Raw genomic sequence first — 19,588 nt, 5'->3', positions numbered from 1 at the left:
GCCCGGGCCATGGCGACCGGGCGGGCTCCGGCGTACCGTCACGCGGCCTGCGCGGCGGATTCCGGCGCCATGCCCGGCACCATGGGCAGCGCCTCGATGAGGGGACGGGCGAAATGGTAGCCCTGGACCAGATCGATGCCCAGCGACCGCACCGCGTCGAGTTCGGCGGCGGTCTCGATGCCCTCCGCGAGGATTTCGACGCCCAGCGCGCGGCCGATCCCCACGATGCCCTCGACGATGCTGCGGCGGCGATCATCGCCGTCGAGGCCGCGCAGGACGTCCATGTCGATCTTGATGAGGTCCGGCTGGAAATTCGCCAGCAGGCTCAAGCCCGCGAAGCCCGCGCCGAAATCGTCGAGCGCCGTCATGAAGCCCTGCTTCCGGTAGGCCGCGACGATGCGCTTCAGATGGTCGATGTCCCGGAACCGCTCGTTCTCGGTGAATTCGAACATGATCCGGCGGTACGAAAAGCCGACCCGCTTCGCCGCCTCGAGGGACGCCCGGATGCAGGCATTCGGCTCGTAGACCGCGTTCGGCATGAAGTTGATGGACAGGCGCACGTCCTCGTCCACCGGGAAGAGCGATCCGGCGAGTTCGATGGCCTTCACCCGCGCCGCCTGATCGAAACGATACCGGGTCTCGTCGTTCACCTGGGAGAGGATCGCCCCGGCCGGCTCGCCCTGCGTGCCGCGCACCAGCGCCTCGTAGCCCCAGACCCGCGCCGTGGAGAGGTCGAGGATCGGCTGGAAAGCCATCGTGAAGGCGAAGGGGAGGGAAGCGCCATCTCGGCAGGCAGCGCAACCTTGGGTCGATATCATGCTCGGATCCTGACTTTGCCCCCCAGCGCGCGCCAGAATGCGCAAGAAACCCTCACCAGTCGATTAAGACCGGCCGTCATGTATTCGTTTTGCGATACTGCCGCAGGAGCGCAGAAATGAACCTAGATTACTTTCGCTTCGAAGCAGATGCCGATGGGATTGCCCTCGCAACCTGGGACATGCCGGGCCGTTCGATGAACGTCATCACCGAAGCGGTGATGGAGGAATTCTCGGCGATTGTGGAGACTGTTGCTGCGGACCCAGCGATCAAGGGGTGCGTGATTGCCACAGGCAAGGAGAACTTCTCCGGCGGCGCCGATCTCACCATGCTCCAGGGCCTGCGCGCCGCCTACGAGAAGTTGCGCGCGGAGGAGGGCGAGAAGGCGGCGATGCGCCGCTTCTTCGAAGAATCGCGCCGACTGACACTGCTGTTCCGGCGGCTGGAGACCTGCGGCAAGCCCTTCGCGGCGGCGATCCACGGGCTCTGCCTTGGCGGGGCCTTCGAACTGTCGCTCGCCTGCCATTACCGCATCGCGTCGGACGCGCCCCATACCCGCGTCGGCCTGCCGGAGATCAAGGTCGGGCTCTTCCCCGGCGGCGGCGGCACACAGCGGGTGGCGCGGCTGATGCAGACGGGCGACGCCCTGCAGATGCTGTTCAAGGGCGAGCAGATCCGCGCGCCGATGGCGAAGGGCATGGGCCTCATCCACGCCGTCGCCCCGGTCGCCGACATCGTCGCGCAGGCCAAGGCGTGGATTCGCGATGGCGGTTCGGCGGTGGCGCCCTGGGACGCGCCGAAGTTCAAGGCCCCCTCCGGCAAGGTCTATTCACCGGCCGGCATGCAGGTCTGGCCCGCCGCCAACGCGATCTACCGCCGCGAGACGCACGACAACTACCCCGCCGCGAAGGCCATCCTGAATTCGGTCTACGAGGGCCTTCAACTGCCCATGGACCTCGCCCTTAAGGTCGAGAGCCGCTACTTCGCGCACATCCTCCGCACCAAGGAGGCGGCGGCGATGATCCGCACCATGTTCCTCTCCATGGGTGAACTGAACAAAGGTGCCCGCCGTCCGAAGGACGTTCCGCCCGCCAGCCTGCGCAAGGTCGGCGTGGTCGGCGCGGGCTTCATGGGCGCAGGCGTCGCCTACGTGACCGCCCAGGCCGGGTTCGAGACCGTGCTGATCGACCGGAGCATCGAGGCGGCCGAGAAGGGCAAGGCGCATGCTCACGCCCTCATCACCGGCCAGATCAACAAGGGACGCGCCAAGACCGCCGACCGCGACGCCCTGCTCGCGCGCATCACCGCCACGGCGGATTACGCGGCGCTCGAAGGCTGCGACCTCGTGATCGAGGCGGTGTTCGAGGACCCGGCGATCAAGGCGGAGGTGATCGGAAAGATCGAGGCCGTGATCGGGCCGGACACGGTGTTCGCGTCCAACACCTCGACCCTGCCGATCACCGGGCTGGCCCGCCATTCCCGGCGGCCGGAGCTGTTCGTCGGCATCCATTTCTTCTCGCCCGTCGAGAAGATGATGCTGGTCGAGATCATCAAGGGCGGCACCACGGGCGACCGGGCCGTGGCGGTGGCCCTCGATTACGTCCGCGCGATCAAGAAGACGCCCATCGTCGTCAACGATTCGCGCGGCTTCTTCGCCAACCGCTGCGTCGGCGCCTACATCCTCGAAGGCCACAAGATGCTGGCCGAAGGCGTCCCGCCGGCCATGATCGAGAGCGCCGGGCGGCAGGCGGGCATGCCGGTCGGCCCGCTCTCCCTCAACGACGAGGTCGCCCTCGACCTGATCCTGAAGATCACCAAGGCCACGGAGGCGCAGGTCGGGCCGGAGGCGGTCGATCCGGCGCAGCGGGAGATCCTGACCCGGATGGTGGAGGGGGAGGGGCGGCTCGGCCGCAAGAACCGTAAGGGCTTCTACGATTACCCCGAGGGCGCGCCGAAGCGCCTGTGGCCGGGCCTCACCGATCTCCAGCCGCAGAGGCTCGACCCGGAGCAGGTCGATTTCACGGAGTTGAAGAACCGCCTGCTCGTGGTCCAGGCGCTGGAAGCCGCCCGCACGGTAGGGGAGGGCGTCGTGACCGACCCGCGCGAGGCCGATGTCGGCTCGATCCTCGGTTTCGGCTTCGCGCCGTTCACGGGCGGCGTGCTCTCCTACATCGACTTCATGGGCGTGCCGGCCTTCGTCGCCCTGGCGAGGGATCTGGAATCGCGCCACGGCCCGCGCTTCGCCGTGCCCGACAGCCTCGCCGCCATGGCCGAGCGGGACGGCACCTTCTACGGCGAAGCCCGGAAGGCGGCCTGACGCCTCACGCCGCGCCGGCCAGCCGCGACGCGAGCGTGGCGAGGTCGGCGTGGTTGTCGGACAGCAGGTCGGTGATGTCGCCGGCCTGCAGCGCCTTCACATGCCGGCACCGCTGCCCGAAGCGCCCCGCCGTGCAGGTGCAGCGCAGGACGGCGCCACTGCGGCGCTCCTCCAGGGTCACGGTGTAGCGGTTGCCCGTGGAGCCGCGCACGAGGAAGCTCAGGGAGGCCGAGGCGGGCGGCGGGACGGCCGGCATCGCCCGCCCACTGATCGGCCCCAGGCCCGGCACGAAGCGCGCCGATTCCCCCGGCACCGCCGTCACCGGCACGCCGATGGCGGCGGCAAGGCCGTGCACGTCCCCGGCCGAGGTCTCCTCCATGGCCGCGAGCGCGATCCGGGCGCAGGCATAGGCATCCTCGCCGGCATCGTGGTGCTCGAAGGTGATGCCGAGCCGCCGGGCGACCTTGCCGAGGCCGCAGCCCTCCGGCGCCGGGAACACCCGCCGGGCCACCTGCACCGTGCAGAGATAGGCAAGATCCGGCACGGGCAGGCCCGCCCGTCCGAGCCCGGCGCGCAGGACGCCGATGTCGAAGGTGGCGTTGTGGGCGAGGATGACCCCGCCTGCGAGGTCCGGGAGGAACGGCGCCATCACCTCCGCGAAGCCCGGCCGGTTCGCCACGTCGGCGGGCAGGATGCCGTGGACGCGGATGTTGCCGGGGGAGAAGCGCATCTCCGGTGGGCGGATGAGGTGGCTCTCCCGGCGGACGATCCGGCCGCCGTCGATCCAGGCGAGCCCGACCGCGCAGGCGCTGTCGCGCCGCTCGTTGGCCGTCTCGAAATCGAGGGCGAGGGTGATCATGCCGCCATGCCCCGCCCTACGCCTGCGCCACCATGGCCAGCCAATCGGCCTCGCTGACGACCTTCACCTTGTGCTTCTCGGCATCCTTCAGCTTGGAGCCGGCGCCAGGCCCGGCCACGACTAGATCGGTCTTGGCCGAGACCGACCCCGACACCTTGGCGCCAAGCCGCTCGGCGATGGCTTTGGCCTCGTTGCGGGTCATCTGTTCGAGGCTGCCGGTGAAGACCACGGTCTTGCCGGCGAAGGCGCTGGCCGTGCCCGCACGCTCCATCGGCTCGGTGCGGACCTCCTTCAGAAGCTCCCGCACCGCCGACGCGTTGTGCGGCTCGGCGAAGAACTGGATCAGCGCGTCGGTCGCCACGGGGCCGACCTCGCCATCGTCGGCGAAGGCGCGGTAGGCATCCCCCGGCCGCTGGCCCGCCGCCCGTTCGAGCGCCACACGGGCTGCGTCGAGGTCGCCGTAATGGGTGATGAGACTTTCGCGCTGGCTCGATGTCAGCCGCACCCGCTCGCCGGGCGTCGGCTCGGCCCCTTCGGCGGGTAGCCCCGCCTCCATCAGCCGGTCGCGGGTGGTGGGGCCAATGCGCGGGACGGAGGTGAACTCGATCCAGTCCGGCCCGCCCTGCGCCTCGGCCGCAGCCTCGATCCCCGCGATCAGCGCGTCCATATCCTCGAAGCGCTTGGCCAGTGCCTTGGCGGTGGCCTCGCCGATCTGCGGGATGCCCAGGGCGAAGACGAAGCGGTTGAGGGGCAGCGAACGGCGCGCCTCGACCCCGGCGAGCAGGTTCTTGATCGCCTTGTCCTCGTCGTCGCCCTTCTTCTTGGCCGCCTTCTTCACCGGCTCGGCCCCGGCCCGCCGCTCGGCCGCCAGTGCCTCGCGCCGCGCCTCTACGGCCGCCTTCAGCTTGTCGAAATCCAGCCGGAACAGGTCGGCGGGCTGTTTCACGAGCCCCGCCTCGAACAGCACCTCGATGTAGGTTTCGCCGAAGCCCTCGATGTCGAAGCCGTTGCGCGAGACGAAGTGCTTCAGCCGCTCGACGCCCTGCGCGGGGCAGATCAGCCCGCCGGTGCAGCGGCGGACGGCGTCGAGCTTGCCCGTGCGCGGGTTCACCGCCCGCACCGCCCGGCTGCCGCAGGCGGGGCAATGGTCGGGGAAGGTGAAGGGCTGCGAATCGGCCGGGCGCTTGGTGAGATCGACGTCCATCACCTTCGGGATGACGTCGCCCGCACGGACCACCGTCACCGTGTCGCCGACGCGGATGTCGCGCCCCTCGCGGATCGGCTCGCCATCGGCGCCGACGCCCTTCACGTAGCCCTCGTTGTGGAGCGTGGCGTTCGACACCACCACACCGCCCACCGTCACCGGCTTCAGCTTCGCCAGCGGATTAAGCGAGCCGGTACGGCCGACATTGATGACGATCTCCTCCAGCACCGTCGTCGCCTCCTCGGCGGCGAACTTGTGCGCCAGCGCCCAGCGCGGCGAACGCGAGACGAAGCCCAGGCGCTTCTGCAGGGCGATGTCGTCCACCTTGTAGACGACGCCGTCGATGTCGTAGCCGAGGTCGGCGCGCTCGGCCGCGATGCCTCGGTAATGGGCGAGCATGCCCTCCGTGTCGGTGAAGGTCCGCGTGCGCGGGTTCACCGGCAGGCCCCAGGACGTGAAGCGTTCGAGCACGCCGGTCTGCGTGTCGGCCAGGGATTCGGAGACATCGCCCCAGGCATAGGTGAAGAAGCGCAGCGGCCGGGAGGCTGTGACCGCCGGATCGAGCTGGCGCAGCGACCCCGCCGCCGCGTTGCGTGGATTGGCGAAGAGCGGCTTCCCGGCCGCCTCCTGCCGGGCGTTGATCGCCGCGAAATCCGCATGCGACAGGTAGACCTCGCCCCGCACCTCGCAGACCTCCGGCCAGCCGCCGCCCTTCAGCTTGCGAGGGATGTCGTTCACGGTCAGCGCGTTGGCGGTAACGTTCTCGCCAACCTCGCCGTCCCCCCGCGTCGCCGCCGTGACGAGGGTGCCCTTTTCGTAGCGGAGCGAGAGGGACAGGCCGTCGATCTTCGGCTCGGCGGTGAAGGCGAGCGGCTTGTCCTCGGGCCAATTCAAGAAGCGCCGCACGCGGGCGACGAACTCCGCGACCTCTTCGTCGGCGAAGGCATTGCCCAGGGAGAGCATCGGCACCGCGTGCCGGACCTTGGCGAATTTCTCGGAGGGCTTGGCGCCGACCGAGACGCTGGCCGCGCCCGTTCCCGCGAGTTCCGGAAAGGCGGTCTCGATGGTTTCCAGCCGACGGCGGAGCCGGTCGTAATCCGCGTCGGAGATTTCCGGCGCATCCTCCTGATGGTAGAGGCGGTCGGCCTCGGCGATGCGCTCCGAGAGGTCGGCGTGCTCCGCACGGGCCTCGTCGGCGGTCATGGAGGCGGGTTGGGTCTGCGCGGCGGCCATGCCGGGCTTCTAGCGCATCATGGCCCCTGAGGAGAGGGGCGGATGCGGTGATCGCCGATGTCGTCATCGCCGCGCTGGCCCTCGATCCGGGCCGGATCGCCCGCTGCGCCGCGCTGCTGAGCGCGGACGAGACGGCCCGGGCGGATCGCTTCCTGCGTGAGGCCGACCGCATTCGCTACATCGCGAGCCACGCGGCCCTGCGCGTGGTGGTCGGCCGAGAATGCGGCCTGCCGCCCGAACGCCTGCGCTTTGCCACCGAACCCACCGGACGCCCGTTCCTGGCGGAGCCGGCCGGGACGGACCTCGACGTCAACCTCTCCCATTCCGGCGACATCGCGCTGATCGGTCTGGTCCGGGGGGCGAGGATCGGCGTCGATGTCGAGATCCGCCGGCCGCTGCCCGATGCCCTGCGCATCGCCCGCAGCCATTTCGCCCCCGACGAGACGGCGGCGCTCGAAGCTCTTCTGCCGAGCCGGCGCGAGGCCGCTTTCTTCGGCCTGTGGACGCGCAAGGAGGCGGTGGTGAAGGCCCTGGGCGCGGGCCTGTCCCAGCCGCTGGCGGGGCTCTCCGTCACCGCTCCCCCGGAGCCGGCGCGGATGCTGCGGATCGCGGGAGGGACCGCGCAATGGACGCTGGCCACGCTCGATCCTGGCCCCGGCGCATGCGCCACCGTCGCGGTGACGGCGGCGGGGGTTGCGATCCGCCAGAGGGACCTTCCCGCGGCCTGGGCGGACAAGTTCGATGCGAAATGATGGCGGAGGCGCTTGCGGCCTGGGGAGGCCACAGCTATAAGCCGCCTCGCCGGTCGCGCTTCACCGCCCGCCGGCCTTCGGAGTGTAGCGCAGTCTGGTAGCGCACCACGTTCGGGACGTGGGGGTCGCAGGTTCAAATCCTGCCACTCCGACCAGTTTCCCCCTCTGCAACAGGCCTTCCCGGGGCGCAGAGGAATTTCCCGACCAAACATCCGACCAAAGATTGGTAGCGGATCTTCGGTCGCATCTTCCGTACGGATCAGGTACGTGCATGCTGGTAGGATGCCCCTCAAGTTGCATCCTGCCTGCATGAAACGCCTCGACGAAATCCTCGCCAGCGAGCTCCCCAAACTTCGGGTCGAGAACAACCAGTACCTCTCCTATGCATCCGTCGCTGGTCTCACGGCGCTCGACAAAGCCCTTTCGAATCGGAAGGACGAACGCCGGGACTTGGTAGCGATGATAGACGATGGTCCGGTCGTCGATTTTGTCCTGGATCGGATCTCGCGGCGACTGTCGGACCGCGAGGTCTATAATCCGGAGGCCGCAGAGCGACCTCTTACCGAGCTCAGCTCTTTCGCGGACCCCAGCGCCATCTCCCGAGAGATCGTCGCCGAGTTCGACACGCTGCCCTGGGATTACACGTTCACTTTCCCCCTGCCTCAAGCAATCTCAGAGCGCGTCGGTCCGCTCCTCGACCAGCTTGGGTCGATCACGCTCTCCGATGACGTGAAGTTGGTTCTTGGTACTGGATTGGCCGAGGGGGCCTATCCGCTCCCGGAGCCGGCCGCGCCTGGAACTGGCCTCGGCGCATTCTTCTCCGGGCTTCTGGTTCAGCCTGAATGGAATGCCGAAGGGGTATATCTACAAGTGCGGTGCCGGGGTTACGTCGACCGCTATGGTCTAACCGGGACCGCGCGGGATGCCACGGCCATCCTTCACGCCTTCATTGGGATTGGGATCGCCCAACACGTTTTTCGTTATGATTGGCGGGTGCCGACGTTCCTGGCTTCGCCAAGGTTCACGTACCACGTCCACGTCAACCAAGGAGACGGCTGGCGTCATAACGGAACTGTCGAACCCGAAGGAACGCTGGCCACAGCGTTCTCAAATATGGCTTGCGTTGAATTTCACGACCTGAAGACGTTCGGGAAGATGATGGGATGGGCCTTCACAAAGGTTCGAACGTGCTTCACTCACCCAAAGAAGGCTGATCGGATCGTCCGAGCCGCGCAGTGGCTCTTCGACAGCCATGCGAGCCGCAACCAGACCCTAGCATTTCTCCAAAGCATGGTCGCACTAGAGATCCTGCTAGGTGAAAGGGCAGTAACGGAGCTAGTTGGGATTGGCACCCTCCTGAGCAATCGCTGCGCCTATCTAATTGGCAAGAGCCAAGCTCAGCGCGAGGAGCTACTCAGCGACTTCGGCGCGCTCTACAAGGTTCGTTCGGACATTGTACATAGCGGCAAAAATCGGCTCTCGAACTCAGAGACAAACATGCTCAATAAGCTCCGCTGGATTTGTGCACGCGCCATCCAGGAGGAGATCGACCTCCTGGAGCAGGACGTGCGAAAGGTCTAGGCCGCCTTCTTCCGCCCGCCGCGACCGCCCAGCGCCGCCCGCGCGCCCTCCATGTGCGTCGCCGAATGGTGCCCGTACCGGCGCTCGATCATCTCGACGGTCATGCCGACGTAGCCGGCGAGCTCCCAGATATCGACGCCGGCCTGCATGCCCCACGTGACGGCGGTATGCCGCAGGCTGTGGCGGACGACGTCGTCGCCGAGGCCCTCTTCGTGGACGAGGTTGGCGAAGCTCTTCTTCGTGCTTCCCACCGGCCGGCCTTCGAACTCGACGACGTGCCGGTGGCCGAGAACGTGGTGCCAGCGCCACAGATGGGCGACGAGGCTGTCGGGCATGCGGACGGTCGGCGCCTTCTTGTTCTCGGCCTCCTTCGTCCCGAGCGCCTTCCGGTGAAAGATCGCCACGCGCTTGATGACGGGGACCTGCACCCGGCGCTCGAATGTCTCGCCGTCGATGGTCCGGGTCTCGACGCGCTCCTCCGTCGACGTCTCCGTCTTGAGCTCCATCCACGGCTTGCCGATCTCGCGCACGAACGATGCGCCGCACACCGGGCCTGACCGGGTGCCGGTCCGCAGCGCCACCAGGATGAACCTCGCCAGGTGCCGCGCCGGCCGCCGGGGCATGACGTAGGTCTCGCCCTTCCGGGGGCCGGACCGGATCGTCTGGACCTCGCGCTTCCGCCAGGCGCGCAGGAGGAGGCGGGCGGCCTCGTTGCGGGTGAGCCACCGGTCGCGCTCCTGCCCCTTGGGCGGGAGCGTCACGCGGACCGCGTCGCGCGTCAGGTTGTCGGCGATGGCGACGTTGACCGCCGCGCGCAGGTCCTCAAGCTCGCGCCGGGCCCCGCCGGCGGTGACGACGCGCGCCTTCGTGGGCTTCGAGTAGCCGGTGCGGGCGGGCTTGCCGTCCTTGCCGGTGCCGAGGCGGGAGTGGGTCTTCCACGGCTGCCCGACGCGCGACGCGACGTAGGCGGCGCAGGAGACGGTGTCGACGTCCGCCAGGGTCCGCTCGCCCCACCATTCCAGCAAGGCGACGACGCGCTGCGCGAGCTCGTGGTGGCGGGAGACGCCGCCCTTGAGCTCGCCGGTCGCCGGGTCGGGGATGCCCCGCTTGCTTTCGAGGTAGCGGCTGAGGACCTCGGCGAGGGTGACCTCGTGCGCGGGCCGCCCCTTGGCGTGCGGGGCCGCCTCGACCGCGGCGATGGCGAGCGAGGCCTTGTAGTCCTCTAGCTTCGCGAGTGCCGCGCGCTCTTCGCTTTCGCCAAGGCCGCAGTCAGTGCTAGCGACCTGGGCACCGCGGTGCATGACGATCCAGACGCCGCCGCGCTCAATGCCGTCCGATCCGACGCGCCCGGGTCGGTACCATAGGTACGGCTCTCCCCGGCGCCCGACCCCCAACTTTCGGGGTCCCTTCCGTCGCTTCCGTTCTGCCACGCGTCCCTCCATGCCCGCAGCTGCCTGCGCGTGCATTCGATGAGACGACCGCGACGGTTCACCCGAAGCTCTCCCCGGCGGATCGCCCCCCGCAGGTCGGCGACGCTGTACGCCGGCAACCCGGCCGGCCCCTGGATCTCCGGCGCCCAACGGGCCGTCTCAAGGTCCAGGGGCGCATCCTCGCCCGCGAGCTCCGCCAGATCGGCGAGGCCTTCGGAGATGTCGGGGGAGACGATGAGGGTGTAAGTCGCGGTCATCGTGGACAGAATCGGCGAACCTTTGGTCGGCGGCAATCAGTATCCGCCGCCAGCGTTAATCGAGTTCCCCCGCAGTGGGCTCAGCGGAGAGGGCCGATCCCAAGGCGGCGCGCGAGGAGGTCCTTAATGGGGGTCGACGGCACCAGCACGTACTGGCCCCCGCAACCGGGCGAACCGCCGAGGCGGCCGCGCAGGCTCCTCGCCGCCATGGTGAACGTGCGCTCCTGCGGGGGCTCCCAGACCTCTCGAACTTCCCGCCGGTCGAGGCCCATGGCGGCGCCGACGGCATTGAGGAAGGGCGTCGGATCGGACCGGGGCGCGGGCGCCAACGCGTCGACGATCGCCTGCTGGTACGGCAGGAGGCGCAGCGTCCCTACCTCGTCCTGGCGGCTGTCAACCGTTTCGGGCGGCGTAGTCGAAACCGTCGCATCGATGTGGACGGTGGGCCACTCGCCCGACAAGAGATCTGCGCCGACCCCGACGAACACGGCCTGGCTGTCCACCCCGAGGGACACGAACTCCCGGCGAAGGATGGCGGTGATGTACTCCGAGGGCGACACGCCCCGCACAGGCACCCGCGCCTCACCCTGGGGCTTCTGGAGCTTGACCACGCGGGCGACGTGCCGGGCGCGGGACTGCTCGCGGACATCGGCCGGCGCCTGGTCCTCGCGCATAACGCGACCGTCGTCGGCCATGACGAGCTCGGTCTCTCCGGAGAAGTCGAGCTCGCGCCCGGCCGCGCGGAACGCCAGGACGAGGGGCTGGAGGCGCCGGGCGACGGAGCGCCGGACAGTCCGGTTGCCAGGGCCTTTGGCCATGACGACGTTCGAGAGCCGGGCGCCCGCCGGGTCGCCTTTGTATCCTTCGAGGACCTCCAGGGTGGCCCACGACACGCCGTCCCGGTCTCTCAGGCTCCAGATGGCATCGCCGGTGAGCTCCTCCTCGCCAGCGAGGTGGTAGTGCATCGCGTCGCCGAGGCAGTGGCCCATGTGGGCGCTCTCGCGGACGAACGCCTGTTTCGTCATGAGGCGGACGAGGGTCCAGCCATGGCCGGCGTCCAGGTGGTCGACCGTTCCGGCGGGGCCGGCCGGCCCCGCCATGTGCTGCTCCTCGCTCACGCTGCGTCTCCCGGCTGATGCTTGGCGGCGGCCTTGACCACGAGGCGCTTGGCGGCATCCACGAGGCTCTCGCGAGGCCCCCGGGCCCGGCGGATCGCCTCCTCGGAAACCCGGACTACCGCCCCACTGGCCAAGCGCATGCCGATGCCGCCACCGAAGTTGTCGTGCTCGACCCATGCCGGTGCGGCCGCCCGGTTCGCCATCCCGCTGACCCACCAGGGCGCGTCGAAGGCGATGAACTCCATGTCGGTCACGCTGCGGTCCTCTGATGCTGAAGGCAGGCCTTCACGATGGCGTCCCGGATAGCGTCCTGTGCGCGGCCGCCCGGCGCCAGCGGGCCCACGTCGGGCGCACGGAGGACGCACGTCGTCCCGTCCCGCATCCGGACGGTCAGGGCGTCGGCCGCGGGGGACACCTCCACGGCCGTGATGGGGTTCGGGAACCGGCGCGTCGCGAGGGCCGCGCCGGTCCAGTCGTCCGGAAATGCGGCGGGGGCGACGCTCACAGATCCTCCAGGGCGGCGTCGTCCATGGCCTCGACGGCGGCCCGGGCGGCAGCCTCCTCGACCTGGATGGCCTTCGTCCTGGCCCGCTGGGCCTGGTAGCGCACCTCCCACGCCCACGCCTCAAGGCACGTGAGCCACCGGCGCTGCTGCCGGGGCTCCATGTCGTGGTGCGCCTCCAACGCGATGGGCAGGACCTCGACGAGGGGGACGGGCGCCGTCACCTTCGGCAGGAACAGGGCGATGTCCTTGTCCGGGTACGCCCCACGGGGGTTGCCCTCGCGGATGACGAAGTCCGGGGCGTGCCGCAGGATCCGGTGGAGCTCCGCCTCGACGAGCGGCCCGACCCGGGCGGCTTCCTTGGCCTGGAGCGTGGCGCGACGGCGCGCGAGGGCCTCGTCCCGTCTGGCCTGTTCGGCCTGCTCCGCCTCGGTCATGCCCCGGACCTGGCGGAGGCGGCCGCCCTCCTGGACCTCGTACCAGGGCTGCCGGTCCGGCATGCTCCAGGTCGTGCCGTCCTCGCCCTCGGTCGCGACGAGGAGCCTGAGGTGGACGCCCCACGCCATGGCGTTGCCGGCGACGTCGCCGTCGAACGTGCCGGGCGTGCCCGGGCCGCGCTTCCCCTTCGCCGCCCGGTCGGCGACCACCGCGGCGATGGCGCCCGACCGGTCCAGCGTCTCGACGCCGGCGAACAGGCGGATGAGGGTGTCGTTGACCAGCGCCGGCCACGTCGGCAGGTCACGGCCGAACGTCCGGCGCTGGTAGGCCTGGTCGAACGCCGACCGGGGGTTGAGGCCGTCGAGGTGACTGTAGTCGCGGCGCTCGCGACGGTACCGGTGCCATGCCATGGGGTTCTCCTCATCCGATCCTGAGGCGCCCGCCGTTCAGGGCGGCGGCCGCCCTGACGACGCGGTTGGCCTGAAGGGGGGTGATGCCCGCGAGGGCTGCCCGGATGGCGCGGGGGTCAGACACCCCGAGGGCGTCCGCGAGCCGGGCGGCGCGGACGCGAACCTCGACGTCGGTCACGCCTCCCTCCGGAGGCTGACGAATCGCTCGACGCGCGCGAGGGCGAGGGCGGCAAGGATGCGCGCGCTGGGCTCGCGGCGCCCGGACATGACTTCGCACAGCTGCGACCGGTTGATGCCGGCGAGCGCGGCGAACGCCTTCTGCGAACCGTGGTCGCGAACGGCCTGGCTGAGGGCGGCGCGCACGTCGTCGATGGTGAGGTCTCTCATGCTGCCCTCCTGGCGGTCCACGCGGCGAGGCGTTCGGCGGCCGCGGCGCGGTCGGCAGCGCGTATGGAGGCCCTGGGGTAGGCGACGCCCTTTTCTCGGAGGACGGTGCGGATGATGCTCTCGTTCAGGGATAGGGCGCTGGCGGCGTAGGCGACGCCCCCGAGCTCCTGGACTGTCGCGACGACGTCGGCCTCCTGCTCGGCAGTGAGGCTCCGGCGGGCCTTCGCCGACCGCTTGCCGACGATTATGGCGCGGCCCTGCGAGATGAGGCGGCCGAGATCGGTCCGGGAGCACCACCACCATCGCCCCGCGCAACTGTCGAACCCGTGCGTGATGCTCTGCCGGTAGACTTTCACCGGGTCCGGCCGCTCGTGCAGGGCCTGGTCCATGGACCTCTCGGCGAGGTCGCGGCGTGCGTACTGGGGGAGCGGCCGGGGCACCTGAGGCGGTGGCGGCGTCCAGTCCTTGAAGATGTCTAGCTGCTGCCAGAGGCGCACGGCGGCGTTCCCGAATACGTGAATTTGTGAACATGTTCGCCGCGTTCAACGATTTGGCAAGGCCTCATGACCGTCGCCGCAAATATTTTCCAGATTTGACGCCAGGACAGGAGGGCTGCCCCTCATTCACAACAGGCGGATACGATTTCAACAACGGTTTAACCAACGGCCTGTTGTTGAAATCGTGGTTGGAATAGATCTGTGACGGCGGTCGGCTTGCTTAGGAAATATGAATTGCTGCGGGTCGCGCGCCGCGCATATTGGTTTTCAAATTCGCGAACCAGGGAACCCAATGTCCGAATATCCGCCCCATCCGCCGATGGACCCAAACTTCATCCCGAAGTGCATGCTGGAGCCGTTCCCCACGCCGGAGGAGATCGCTGTCATTCGCGAGGGCCACCGGCTGGCGGAAATCGAGCGGGTGCGCGCGCGGCAGGCACCCTACATTGCCGACGCTCGCCGTAAGGCACAGGAGAGCCTCCGGACAGAGCGCTGGGCGTGGTCGTGCCGGAGGATCATCGAGCGCGCCGAAGCCATGCTGGCGGTCGAGGACCTCTCGTTCTACCGGGCGAAGGACCTAAACGGGCTCACCAGCAAGGCCCGGATCACGATCCGCCGGGCCCTCCAGGCGGCCACCGTCCCGTACGAGCCCGAGTTCGGCCGTGCCGGCGATGCGTCGATCCGGACGGCTGCCCGGGAGGGGGTCGCCTACTTGACCCGGCTCGACAGCGACGAGGCCCACGAGCGCAACGGCGAGGGCTGGGGCAAATCCACGATGGTCATGGGCCACGTCCTCGACACCCTGACCGAGTTCTCCCCGTCGCAGGCCTCGCACGCGCTCCGCATCCTCCGGGTCCACCGGCGGCAGCTGCCGGCACCCCTGGCCGCGAGGCTGTTCGTCGTCGCCCCGGAGCTCCCGCTGTGAGCGAGCCGACCCGCCCGATAGTCCGGTGGCTGGGCGCCAAGTGGAGGCTGGCCCCCTGGATCCTGTCGCAGGTGCCCCCGCATGAGCTCTACGTCGAGCCGTACGGCGGCAGCGCCTCCGTCCTGATGCGGAAGCCGCGGTCTGCCATCGAGGTCCTCGGCGACATGGATGACGAGCTCCTGTGCCTCTACCGCGTCATGCGCGACCCCGACCTGTCCGCCCGCCTCCGGGCGGCGTGCGAGCTCACGCTGTACTCCGACGCCGAATTCCGGCTGGCTATGGTGCGCCTCGGGCCCGACGTAGATCCCGTCGAGCGAGCCCGCCGGATGGTCGTCCGCCACGCTATGCAAGTCTCCCCCGACGTCCGCGGTGAGACGCAGGGCACGGGTTACCGCCGCTACACGGCGCAGGTCCGCCGGGTCGCGAGCGTCGACTGGACCAGTTACCCGGATGCCATCCCCGCGATCCATAACCGGCTGCGCGGCGTCGTCATCGAGCGCGGCCCCGCCGTCGAGACGATGCGCAGGCACGACCGGCCCGAGGCGCTCCACTACGTCGACCCGCCCTATGTCCACGCCACGCGGTCGGAGGCGCGCAAGGGGTACGCCCACGAGCTCGATGACGCCGATCACGCCGAGCTCCTCGACTGCCTTCTGAGCCTGCGGGGGATGGTGGTGCTGTCGGGGTATGCCTGCCCGCTCTACGACGAGGCCCTGGCCGGCTGGCAGAGGGTGACGAAGGAAGTTACGGACCACGCACGCCAGTGGCGGAAGGAAGTCCTGTGGCTGTCGCCGGCTGCCGTCAGGGCGGCGGACACGGACATGATCGTCCGGCCCCGTCACCCCACGGGGCGGAAGCGGGCGGTGGACGCGGCGCAGGTGCCGCTGTTCTGAGCGGCCTACTTCGGGCGAACGATGGTCTGCGACTGTTCGCAAGCAGCCGTACGCAAAAATTACCAATCACAACATGTCGGTGGTAGCATGGCACTGGCGAACGAACGCTGCTGAGAGGTGCCGACGGTGGTCCGGACGGTCGGCCCCAACTTATGGGATTGGCACCGCCACCGTGTCCCGACATCAAGTTCCGGCCGTCAATAAGCCCCTTCGTCGGGGATGTTCAAAATGGTGCCGCAGGCCTTGCAATGTATGGCGTCCGGCTCGTGGCGCTGCAGCCCGCAGGTGGTGCAGGGGAAGCGCACCTTGTAGGGGCGGAACACCACTTGCGCGAGACGGAAGAACAGCGTCACGCCGCAGATCATCACGAAGACGGACAGCAACCGGCCCATCGTCCCGGGCAGGGTGATGTCGCCGTAGCCGGTCGTCGTGAGCGACGTCACCGTGAAGTACAGGGCGTCGACGGGCGTGCGGATCGCCGGGTTGCCGCCGTGCTGGGTGGCGTAGACGATGCCCGTCATGACGAACACGAACACCACTAGGTTCGTGGCGGCCAGGATTGCGTCCTCGTTGCGGAGGAACAGGTCGCTGTCCTGCCGCAGCCGTTCCAGCAGGTGATAGGTGCGCAGCAGGCGCAGCGTCCGTAGGATGCGAAGGAAGCCGACGCCCTCGACGACGACGGGCGCGAGGAACGAGGCCACCGCCACAAGGTCCGTCCAGGTGCTCAGGTGCCGGAACTCGCGCAGCGGCGAGCGGCTGACGAGCAGGCGGGCGGCGAAGTCGGCCAGGACGCAGGCGCCCACCGCGAGGTCGCAGGCGACGATCCACGGCGACAGCGGCAGGAAGGAGGTGACGACGACGAAGGCGATGGTCGCCACGTCGAACACCAACAGGGCGTAGCGGAAGCGGTAGGCCCTCCGCGTGTCGCCCTCGTAAAGTTCGCGCAGCGTCGCTTTGGGTGGTGTCATCGGGGTCTAGGCGAGAGCGGTGAAGGTTGGAGTCCCGCGTATGCCGACTCAGCGCCGGGACGGATGGGCCGGGGCGAGCCGCAGCACCAGCGCCCCGGCGGCCATGCACGCCAGCGAGCCAATCAGCACGCCGACCTTGGTCTCGGCCTCAAGCTCCGGGGCGTTCACGAAGGCAAGCAGGCCGATGAACAGGCTCATGGTGAAGCCGACGCCGCAGAGGAGCGAGACGCCGTAGACCTGCGCCCAGGTCGCGTGGGCCGGGCGCTGCGCCAGCCCGAGCCTCACCGCGGCAAGGACGAGGCCGAACACGCCGACCTGCTTGCCGACGAACAGGCCGAGCGCCACGCCGAGCGTCACCGGGTCGAGCAACATGCGCGGCGTGATCCCGGCGAGCGACACGCCCGCGTTGGCGAAGCCGAAGACGGGCAGGATGAGATAGGCCGACCAGGGATGGACCGCGTGCTCCAGGATGTGGAGCGGCGAGGTCGGATCGTCCGGCTTGCCGACGCTGAGACGGAGCGGGACCGTCAGCGCCAGCAGCACGCCGGCGATGGTCGCATGGACGCCCGACTTGAGCACGAACACCCACAGCACCGTGCCGAGCAGCAGGTAGGGCCAGAGGCGGGCGACGCCGGCCTTGTTCATCCCGTAGAGGACCGCGAGCGTGACCGCCGCGCCGCCGAGCATCGGAAGCGACAGGTCGGCGGTGTAGAACGCCGCGATGATGAGGACGGCGCCGAGGTCGTCGATGATGGCGAGCGCCGTCAGGAACACCTTGAGGGAAACCGGTACGCGCGAGCCGAGCAGCGCCACCACGCCGAGCGCGAAGGCGATGTCGGTGGCGGCCGGGATCGCCCAGCCGCGCAGGGTCTCGGGCGAGTTCCAGTTCACGGCGGCGTAGACGAGGGCCGGGGCCGCCATGCCGCCAACCGCGGCCAGTCCCGGCAGGACGCGGTCGGGCCAGGTGCGCAGGCGCCCGTCGAGCACCTCGCGCTTGATCTCCAGTCCGACGAGCAGGAAGAACACCGCCATCAGGGCGTCGTTGATCCAGTGCAGCACCGAGAGCGGGCCGACGTAGGCCTTAAGCGCGGCGAAGTAGGTGTCGGCCAGCGGCGAATTGGCGATCACCAGGGCGAGCGCGGCGCTCGCCATTAGGACGAGGCCGCCGCCGGCGTCGCCGGTCAGGACGTTGCGCAGGGCCGAAAGGGGACGGCGGCGAGGCCGCGGAACGATGTGCGAGGGCGACGACACGGGCACGGGTCTCCGGCGCTGGCGGCCCGACCAGCGCTCGTCCTGCCGGTCCGACCTGAGGACCGCGCACCCTGCGCGAGCTATCGCAGCGAAGCCGGACAGGGACAACCCGTCCCTCCCTGTATCCCCAGGACAGCTGCGCCGGAACCCGGCGGCGTGTCGTAGGATGGGCGGCGGTCCCGCCTTGGCGGCTTCGGGGCGGGCGGCATGGGCGCGGGTCTCCGCCTGCGCCCATGCCTCTTCCTGGTTCAGTGTCCGGGTGCGGCCAGCGCGGCCCCCGGCTTGTCATGGGTGCCGAGCCTTTCGACCATCGTGGCCGTGGCCTCGTTCATGCCGATGACGTCGACCGAAATGCCGTGGTGCCGGAACTTGAGCACGACCCGGTCGAGCGCGTTGACGCTGGTGATGTCCCAGAAGTGCGCGGCCGTGAGGTCGAGCACGACGCCCCGGAGATCCTCCTCGCGGAAGTCGAAGGCGGAGTGGAACGCTTCCGCCGTGGCGAAGAAGATCTGGCCGGTCACCTTGTAGGTGCGAACCGCACGGCCCTCGTGGCGCGAGGACGCGACGCCGAAGAACTTGGTGACCTTGTGGGCGAAGAACAGGCCGCTGAGGATCACCCCAAAGAGCACGCCCTTGGCGAGGTCGTGCGTGGCCACGACGACCACGACGGTGCCGAGCATGACGAAGCTCGACGACTTAGGATGGGTCACCAGCGTGCGGAAGGACTTCCACTGGAAGGTGTTGATCGAGACCATGATCATGACCGCGACCAGCGCCGCCATCGGAATCTGGGCCACGTACGGGCCGAGCACCACGATCAGGAACAGCAGGAACACGCCGGAGAACAGGGTCGAGAGCCGCCCCCGGCCGCCGGAGGAGACGTTGATCACCGACTGACCGATCATGGCGCAGCCGGCCATGCCGCCGAGGAAGCCGGAGGCGATGTTGGCGACGCCCTGACCGGCGCATTCGCGGTTCTTGTTCGAGGTGGTGTCGGTCATCTCGTCGACGATGGCCGCGGTCATCAGGCTCTCCAGCAGGCCGACCATGGTCAGGGTCAGCGACACCGGTAGGATGATGCGCAGGGTCTCCCAGGTGAACGGCACCTGCGGCAGGGCCACCCAGGGCAGTTCGCTGGGCAGCGCGCCCATGTCGCCGACCTTGTGGATACCGAGGCCGAGGTACATCGAGACCCCGGTCAGCAGGACGATGGTGACAAGCGGCGATGGCACCGCCTTGGTGAGGTACGGCAGGCCGTAGATGATGCCGAGGCCGGCCACGGTCATCAGGTAGACCGTCGTGCCCTGCCCGAGGAGCTCCGGCATCTGCGCCAGGAAGATCAGGATGGCCAGGGCGTTGACGAACCCTGTCACGACCGAGCGCGAGACGAACCGCATGAGGTTGCCGAGCCGGAGCGCGCCGGCCGCGATCTGCAGGAGGCCGGTGAGGATGGTGGCGGCAAAGAGGTAGCCGACGCCGTGGTCCTTGACGAGGCCGACCATCAGGAGCGCCATGGCGCCGGTCGCGGCGGAGATCATGGCGGGACGGCCGCCGGCGAAGGCGGTGACGACGGCGATGCAGAAGGAGGCGTAGAGGCCGACCTTGGGGTCGACGCCGGCGATGATGGAGAAGGCGATGGCCTCGGGAATGAGGGCGAGGGCCACGACGGCGCCCGCCAGCAACTCGCGCGTGACGTTCGGAGCCCACTCGCTCCGTAGGTGGACGAGATCCATTTTTGTGAAAGGCTTTC

At 69.1% G+C, this 19,588-nt stretch carries 18 protein-coding genes and 1 tRNA gene; 6 read left to right on the top strand and 13 right to left on the bottom strand.

Annotation, left to right across the window (positions count from 1 at the left end; all coding sequences use genetic code 11):
• Nucleotides 1-38: 38 nt before the first annotated feature.
• Complete coding sequence (locus AAHF99_RS06165) at nt 39-818, bottom strand: EAL domain-containing protein (protein WP_342163195.1); 780 nt, start codon at nt 816-818, stop codon at nt 39-41.
• A gap of 116 nt (nt 819-934) precedes the next feature.
• Here AAHF99_RS06165 and AAHF99_RS06160 point away from each other — a divergent pair, with 116 nt between their 5' ends.
• On the top strand, nt 935-3,133 hold the full coding sequence (locus tag AAHF99_RS06160) for a 3-hydroxyacyl-CoA dehydrogenase NAD-binding domain-containing protein (protein WP_342163194.1): 2,199 nt from the start codon (nt 935-937) through the stop codon (nt 3,131-3,133).
• Nucleotides 3,134-3,137: 4 nt separating this feature from the next.
• On the opposite strand, the gene AAHF99_RS06155 is transcribed toward AAHF99_RS06160, so the two are convergent.
• Together AAHF99_RS06155 and ligA are read right to left on the bottom strand one after the other, a co-directional pair.
• On the bottom strand, nt 3,138-3,992 hold the full coding sequence (locus AAHF99_RS06155; protein ID WP_342163193.1) for a 3'-5' exonuclease: 855 nt from the start codon (nt 3,990-3,992) through the stop codon (nt 3,138-3,140).
• A gap of 16 nt (nt 3,993-4,008) precedes the next feature.
• Nucleotides 4,009-6,429, bottom strand: a complete 2,421-nt coding sequence (gene ligA, locus AAHF99_RS06150; RefSeq protein ID WP_342163191.1) for an NAD-dependent DNA ligase LigA — start codon at nt 6,427-6,429, stop codon at nt 4,009-4,011.
• A gap of 47 nt (nt 6,430-6,476) precedes the next feature.
• Between ligA and AAHF99_RS06145 the strand changes: the two genes are divergently transcribed.
• From AAHF99_RS06145 to AAHF99_RS06135, 3 genes are all read left to right on the top strand, one after another.
• A complete protein-coding gene (locus tag AAHF99_RS06145) occupies nt 6,477-7,181 on the top strand; it encodes a 4'-phosphopantetheinyl transferase family protein (protein WP_342163190.1) in 705 nt (234 codons plus the stop codon).
• Nucleotides 7,182-7,259: 78 nt separating this feature from the next.
• Nucleotides 7,260-7,336 (top strand) — tRNA-Pro (locus AAHF99_RS06140).
• Nucleotides 7,337-7,490: 154 nt separating this feature from the next.
• Nucleotides 7,491-8,762: a hypothetical protein gene (locus AAHF99_RS06135; protein WP_342163189.1), complete on the top strand. Its 1,272-nt coding sequence runs from the start codon at nt 7,491-7,493 to the stop codon at nt 8,760-8,762.
• Here the strand turns inward: AAHF99_RS06135 and AAHF99_RS06130 are convergent.
• The 7 genes from AAHF99_RS06130 to AAHF99_RS06100 all read right to left on the bottom strand — a co-directional run bounded on the left by AAHF99_RS06130 (nt 8,759) and on the right by AAHF99_RS06100 (nt 13,801).
• Nucleotides 8,759-10,063 carry a site-specific integrase gene (locus AAHF99_RS06130; protein ID WP_342163188.1) on the bottom strand — a complete coding sequence of 435 codons (1,305 nt, stop codon included), beginning with the start codon at nt 10,061-10,063 and terminating at the stop codon, nt 8,759-8,761. The genes AAHF99_RS06135 and AAHF99_RS06130 overlap by 4 nt on opposite strands.
• Nucleotides 10,064-10,529: 466 nt before the next feature.
• Complete coding sequence (locus tag AAHF99_RS06125; protein ID WP_342163187.1) at nt 10,530-11,567, bottom strand: hypothetical protein; 1,038 nt, start codon at nt 11,565-11,567, stop codon at nt 10,530-10,532.
• Entirely contained in the window at nt 11,564-11,821 is a 258-nt protein-coding gene (locus AAHF99_RS06120) for a hypothetical protein (protein ID WP_342163186.1), read from the bottom strand. The genes AAHF99_RS06125 and AAHF99_RS06120 overlap by 4 nt, the downstream gene beginning before the upstream one ends.
• A gap of 247 nt (nt 11,822-12,068) precedes the next feature.
• Nucleotides 12,069-12,917, bottom strand: a complete 849-nt coding sequence (locus AAHF99_RS06115; RefSeq protein ID WP_342163185.1) for a hypothetical protein — start codon at nt 12,915-12,917, stop codon at nt 12,069-12,071.
• Between the two features lie 10 nt (nt 12,918-12,927).
• Nucleotides 12,928-13,095, bottom strand: a complete 168-nt coding sequence (locus AAHF99_RS06110) for a hypothetical protein (protein WP_342163183.1) — start codon at nt 13,093-13,095, stop codon at nt 12,928-12,930.
• Nucleotides 13,092-13,304 carry a helix-turn-helix domain-containing protein gene (locus tag AAHF99_RS06105; protein WP_342163182.1) on the bottom strand — a complete coding sequence of 71 codons (213 nt, stop codon included), beginning with the start codon at nt 13,302-13,304 and terminating at the stop codon, nt 13,092-13,094. The genes AAHF99_RS06110 and AAHF99_RS06105 overlap by 4 nt, the downstream gene beginning before the upstream one ends.
• Nucleotides 13,301-13,801: a hypothetical protein gene (locus tag AAHF99_RS06100; protein WP_342163181.1), complete on the bottom strand. Its 501-nt coding sequence runs from the start codon at nt 13,799-13,801 to the stop codon at nt 13,301-13,303. The genes AAHF99_RS06105 and AAHF99_RS06100 overlap by 4 nt, the downstream gene beginning before the upstream one ends.
• Nucleotides 13,802-14,093: 292 nt before the next feature.
• On the opposite strand from AAHF99_RS06100, the gene AAHF99_RS06095 reads away from it, so the two are divergent.
• Complete coding sequence (locus AAHF99_RS06095) at nt 14,094-14,726, top strand: hypothetical protein (RefSeq protein WP_342163180.1); 633 nt, start codon at nt 14,094-14,096, stop codon at nt 14,724-14,726.
• The gene (locus AAHF99_RS06090; RefSeq protein ID WP_342163179.1) at nt 14,723-15,619 is read left to right on the top strand and encodes a DNA adenine methylase; all 897 of its coding nucleotides are present in this window, start codon (nt 14,723-14,725) and stop codon (nt 15,617-15,619) included. Before AAHF99_RS06095 ends, AAHF99_RS06090 begins: the two co-directional genes overlap by 4 nt.
• Before the next feature lie 197 nt (nt 15,620-15,816).
• On the opposite strand, the gene AAHF99_RS06085 is transcribed toward AAHF99_RS06090, so the two are convergent.
• The 3 genes from AAHF99_RS06085 to AAHF99_RS06075 form a co-directional block, all read right to left on the bottom strand.
• Complete coding sequence (locus AAHF99_RS06085; protein WP_342163178.1) at nt 15,817-16,587, bottom strand: potassium channel family protein; 771 nt, start codon at nt 16,585-16,587, stop codon at nt 15,817-15,819.
• Between the two features lie 48 nt (nt 16,588-16,635).
• Nucleotides 16,636-17,838: a Na+/H+ antiporter NhaA gene (gene nhaA, locus AAHF99_RS06080; RefSeq protein WP_342163177.1), complete on the bottom strand. Its 1,203-nt coding sequence runs from the start codon at nt 17,836-17,838 to the stop codon at nt 16,636-16,638.
• 248 nt (nt 17,839-18,086) lie between these two features.
• Nucleotides 18,087-19,571 (bottom strand): SulP family inorganic anion transporter, encoded by a 1,485-nt coding sequence (locus AAHF99_RS06075; RefSeq protein WP_342163176.1) that lies wholly within the window; start codon nt 19,569-19,571, stop codon nt 18,087-18,089.
• Nucleotides 19,572-19,588: the final 17 nt, after the last annotated feature.

Source organism: Methylobacterium litchii (assembly GCF_038442315.1).
In the GTDB taxonomy this organism is placed as follows: Bacteria; Pseudomonadota; Alphaproteobacteria; order Rhizobiales; family Beijerinckiaceae; genus Methylobacterium; species Methylobacterium litchii.
This window is presented reverse-complemented; position numbering and strand designations above follow the sequence as displayed.

Excerpts from the sequence above, each read along its gene's own strand:
- AAHF99_RS06165 (WP_342163195.1), bottom strand. The coding sequence starts at position 818 with ATGATATCGACCCAAGGTTGCGCTGCCTGCCGAGATGGCGCTTCCCTC.
- AAHF99_RS06160 (WP_342163194.1), top strand. The coding sequence starts at position 935 with ATGAACCTAGATTACTTTCGCTTCGAAGCAGATGCCGATGGGATTGCC.
- AAHF99_RS06155 (WP_342163193.1), bottom strand. The coding sequence starts at position 3,992 with ATGATCACCCTCGCCCTCGATTTCGAGACGGCCAACGAGCGGCGCGAC.
- ligA (WP_342163191.1), bottom strand. The coding sequence starts at position 6,429 with ATGGCCGCCGCGCAGACCCAACCCGCCTCCATGACCGCCGACGAGGCC.
- AAHF99_RS06135 (WP_342163189.1), top strand. The coding sequence starts at position 7,491 with ATGAAACGCCTCGACGAAATCCTCGCCAGCGAGCTCCCCAAACTTCGG.
- AAHF99_RS06130 (WP_342163188.1), bottom strand. The coding sequence starts at position 10,063 with ATGCACCGCGGTGCCCAGGTCGCTAGCACTGACTGCGGCCTTGGCGAA.
- AAHF99_RS06115 (WP_342163185.1), bottom strand. The coding sequence starts at position 12,917 with ATGGCATGGCACCGGTACCGTCGCGAGCGCCGCGACTACAGTCACCTC.
- AAHF99_RS06105 (WP_342163182.1), bottom strand. The coding sequence starts at position 13,304 with ATGAGAGACCTCACCATCGACGACGTGCGCGCCGCCCTCAGCCAGGCC.
- AAHF99_RS06095 (WP_342163180.1), top strand. The coding sequence starts at position 14,094 with ATGTCCGAATATCCGCCCCATCCGCCGATGGACCCAAACTTCATCCCG.
- AAHF99_RS06085 (WP_342163178.1), bottom strand. The coding sequence starts at position 16,587 with ATGACACCACCCAAAGCGACGCTGCGCGAACTTTACGAGGGCGACACG.
- AAHF99_RS06075 (WP_342163176.1), bottom strand. The coding sequence starts at position 19,571 with ATGGATCTCGTCCACCTACGGAGCGAGTGGGCTCCGAACGTCACGCGC.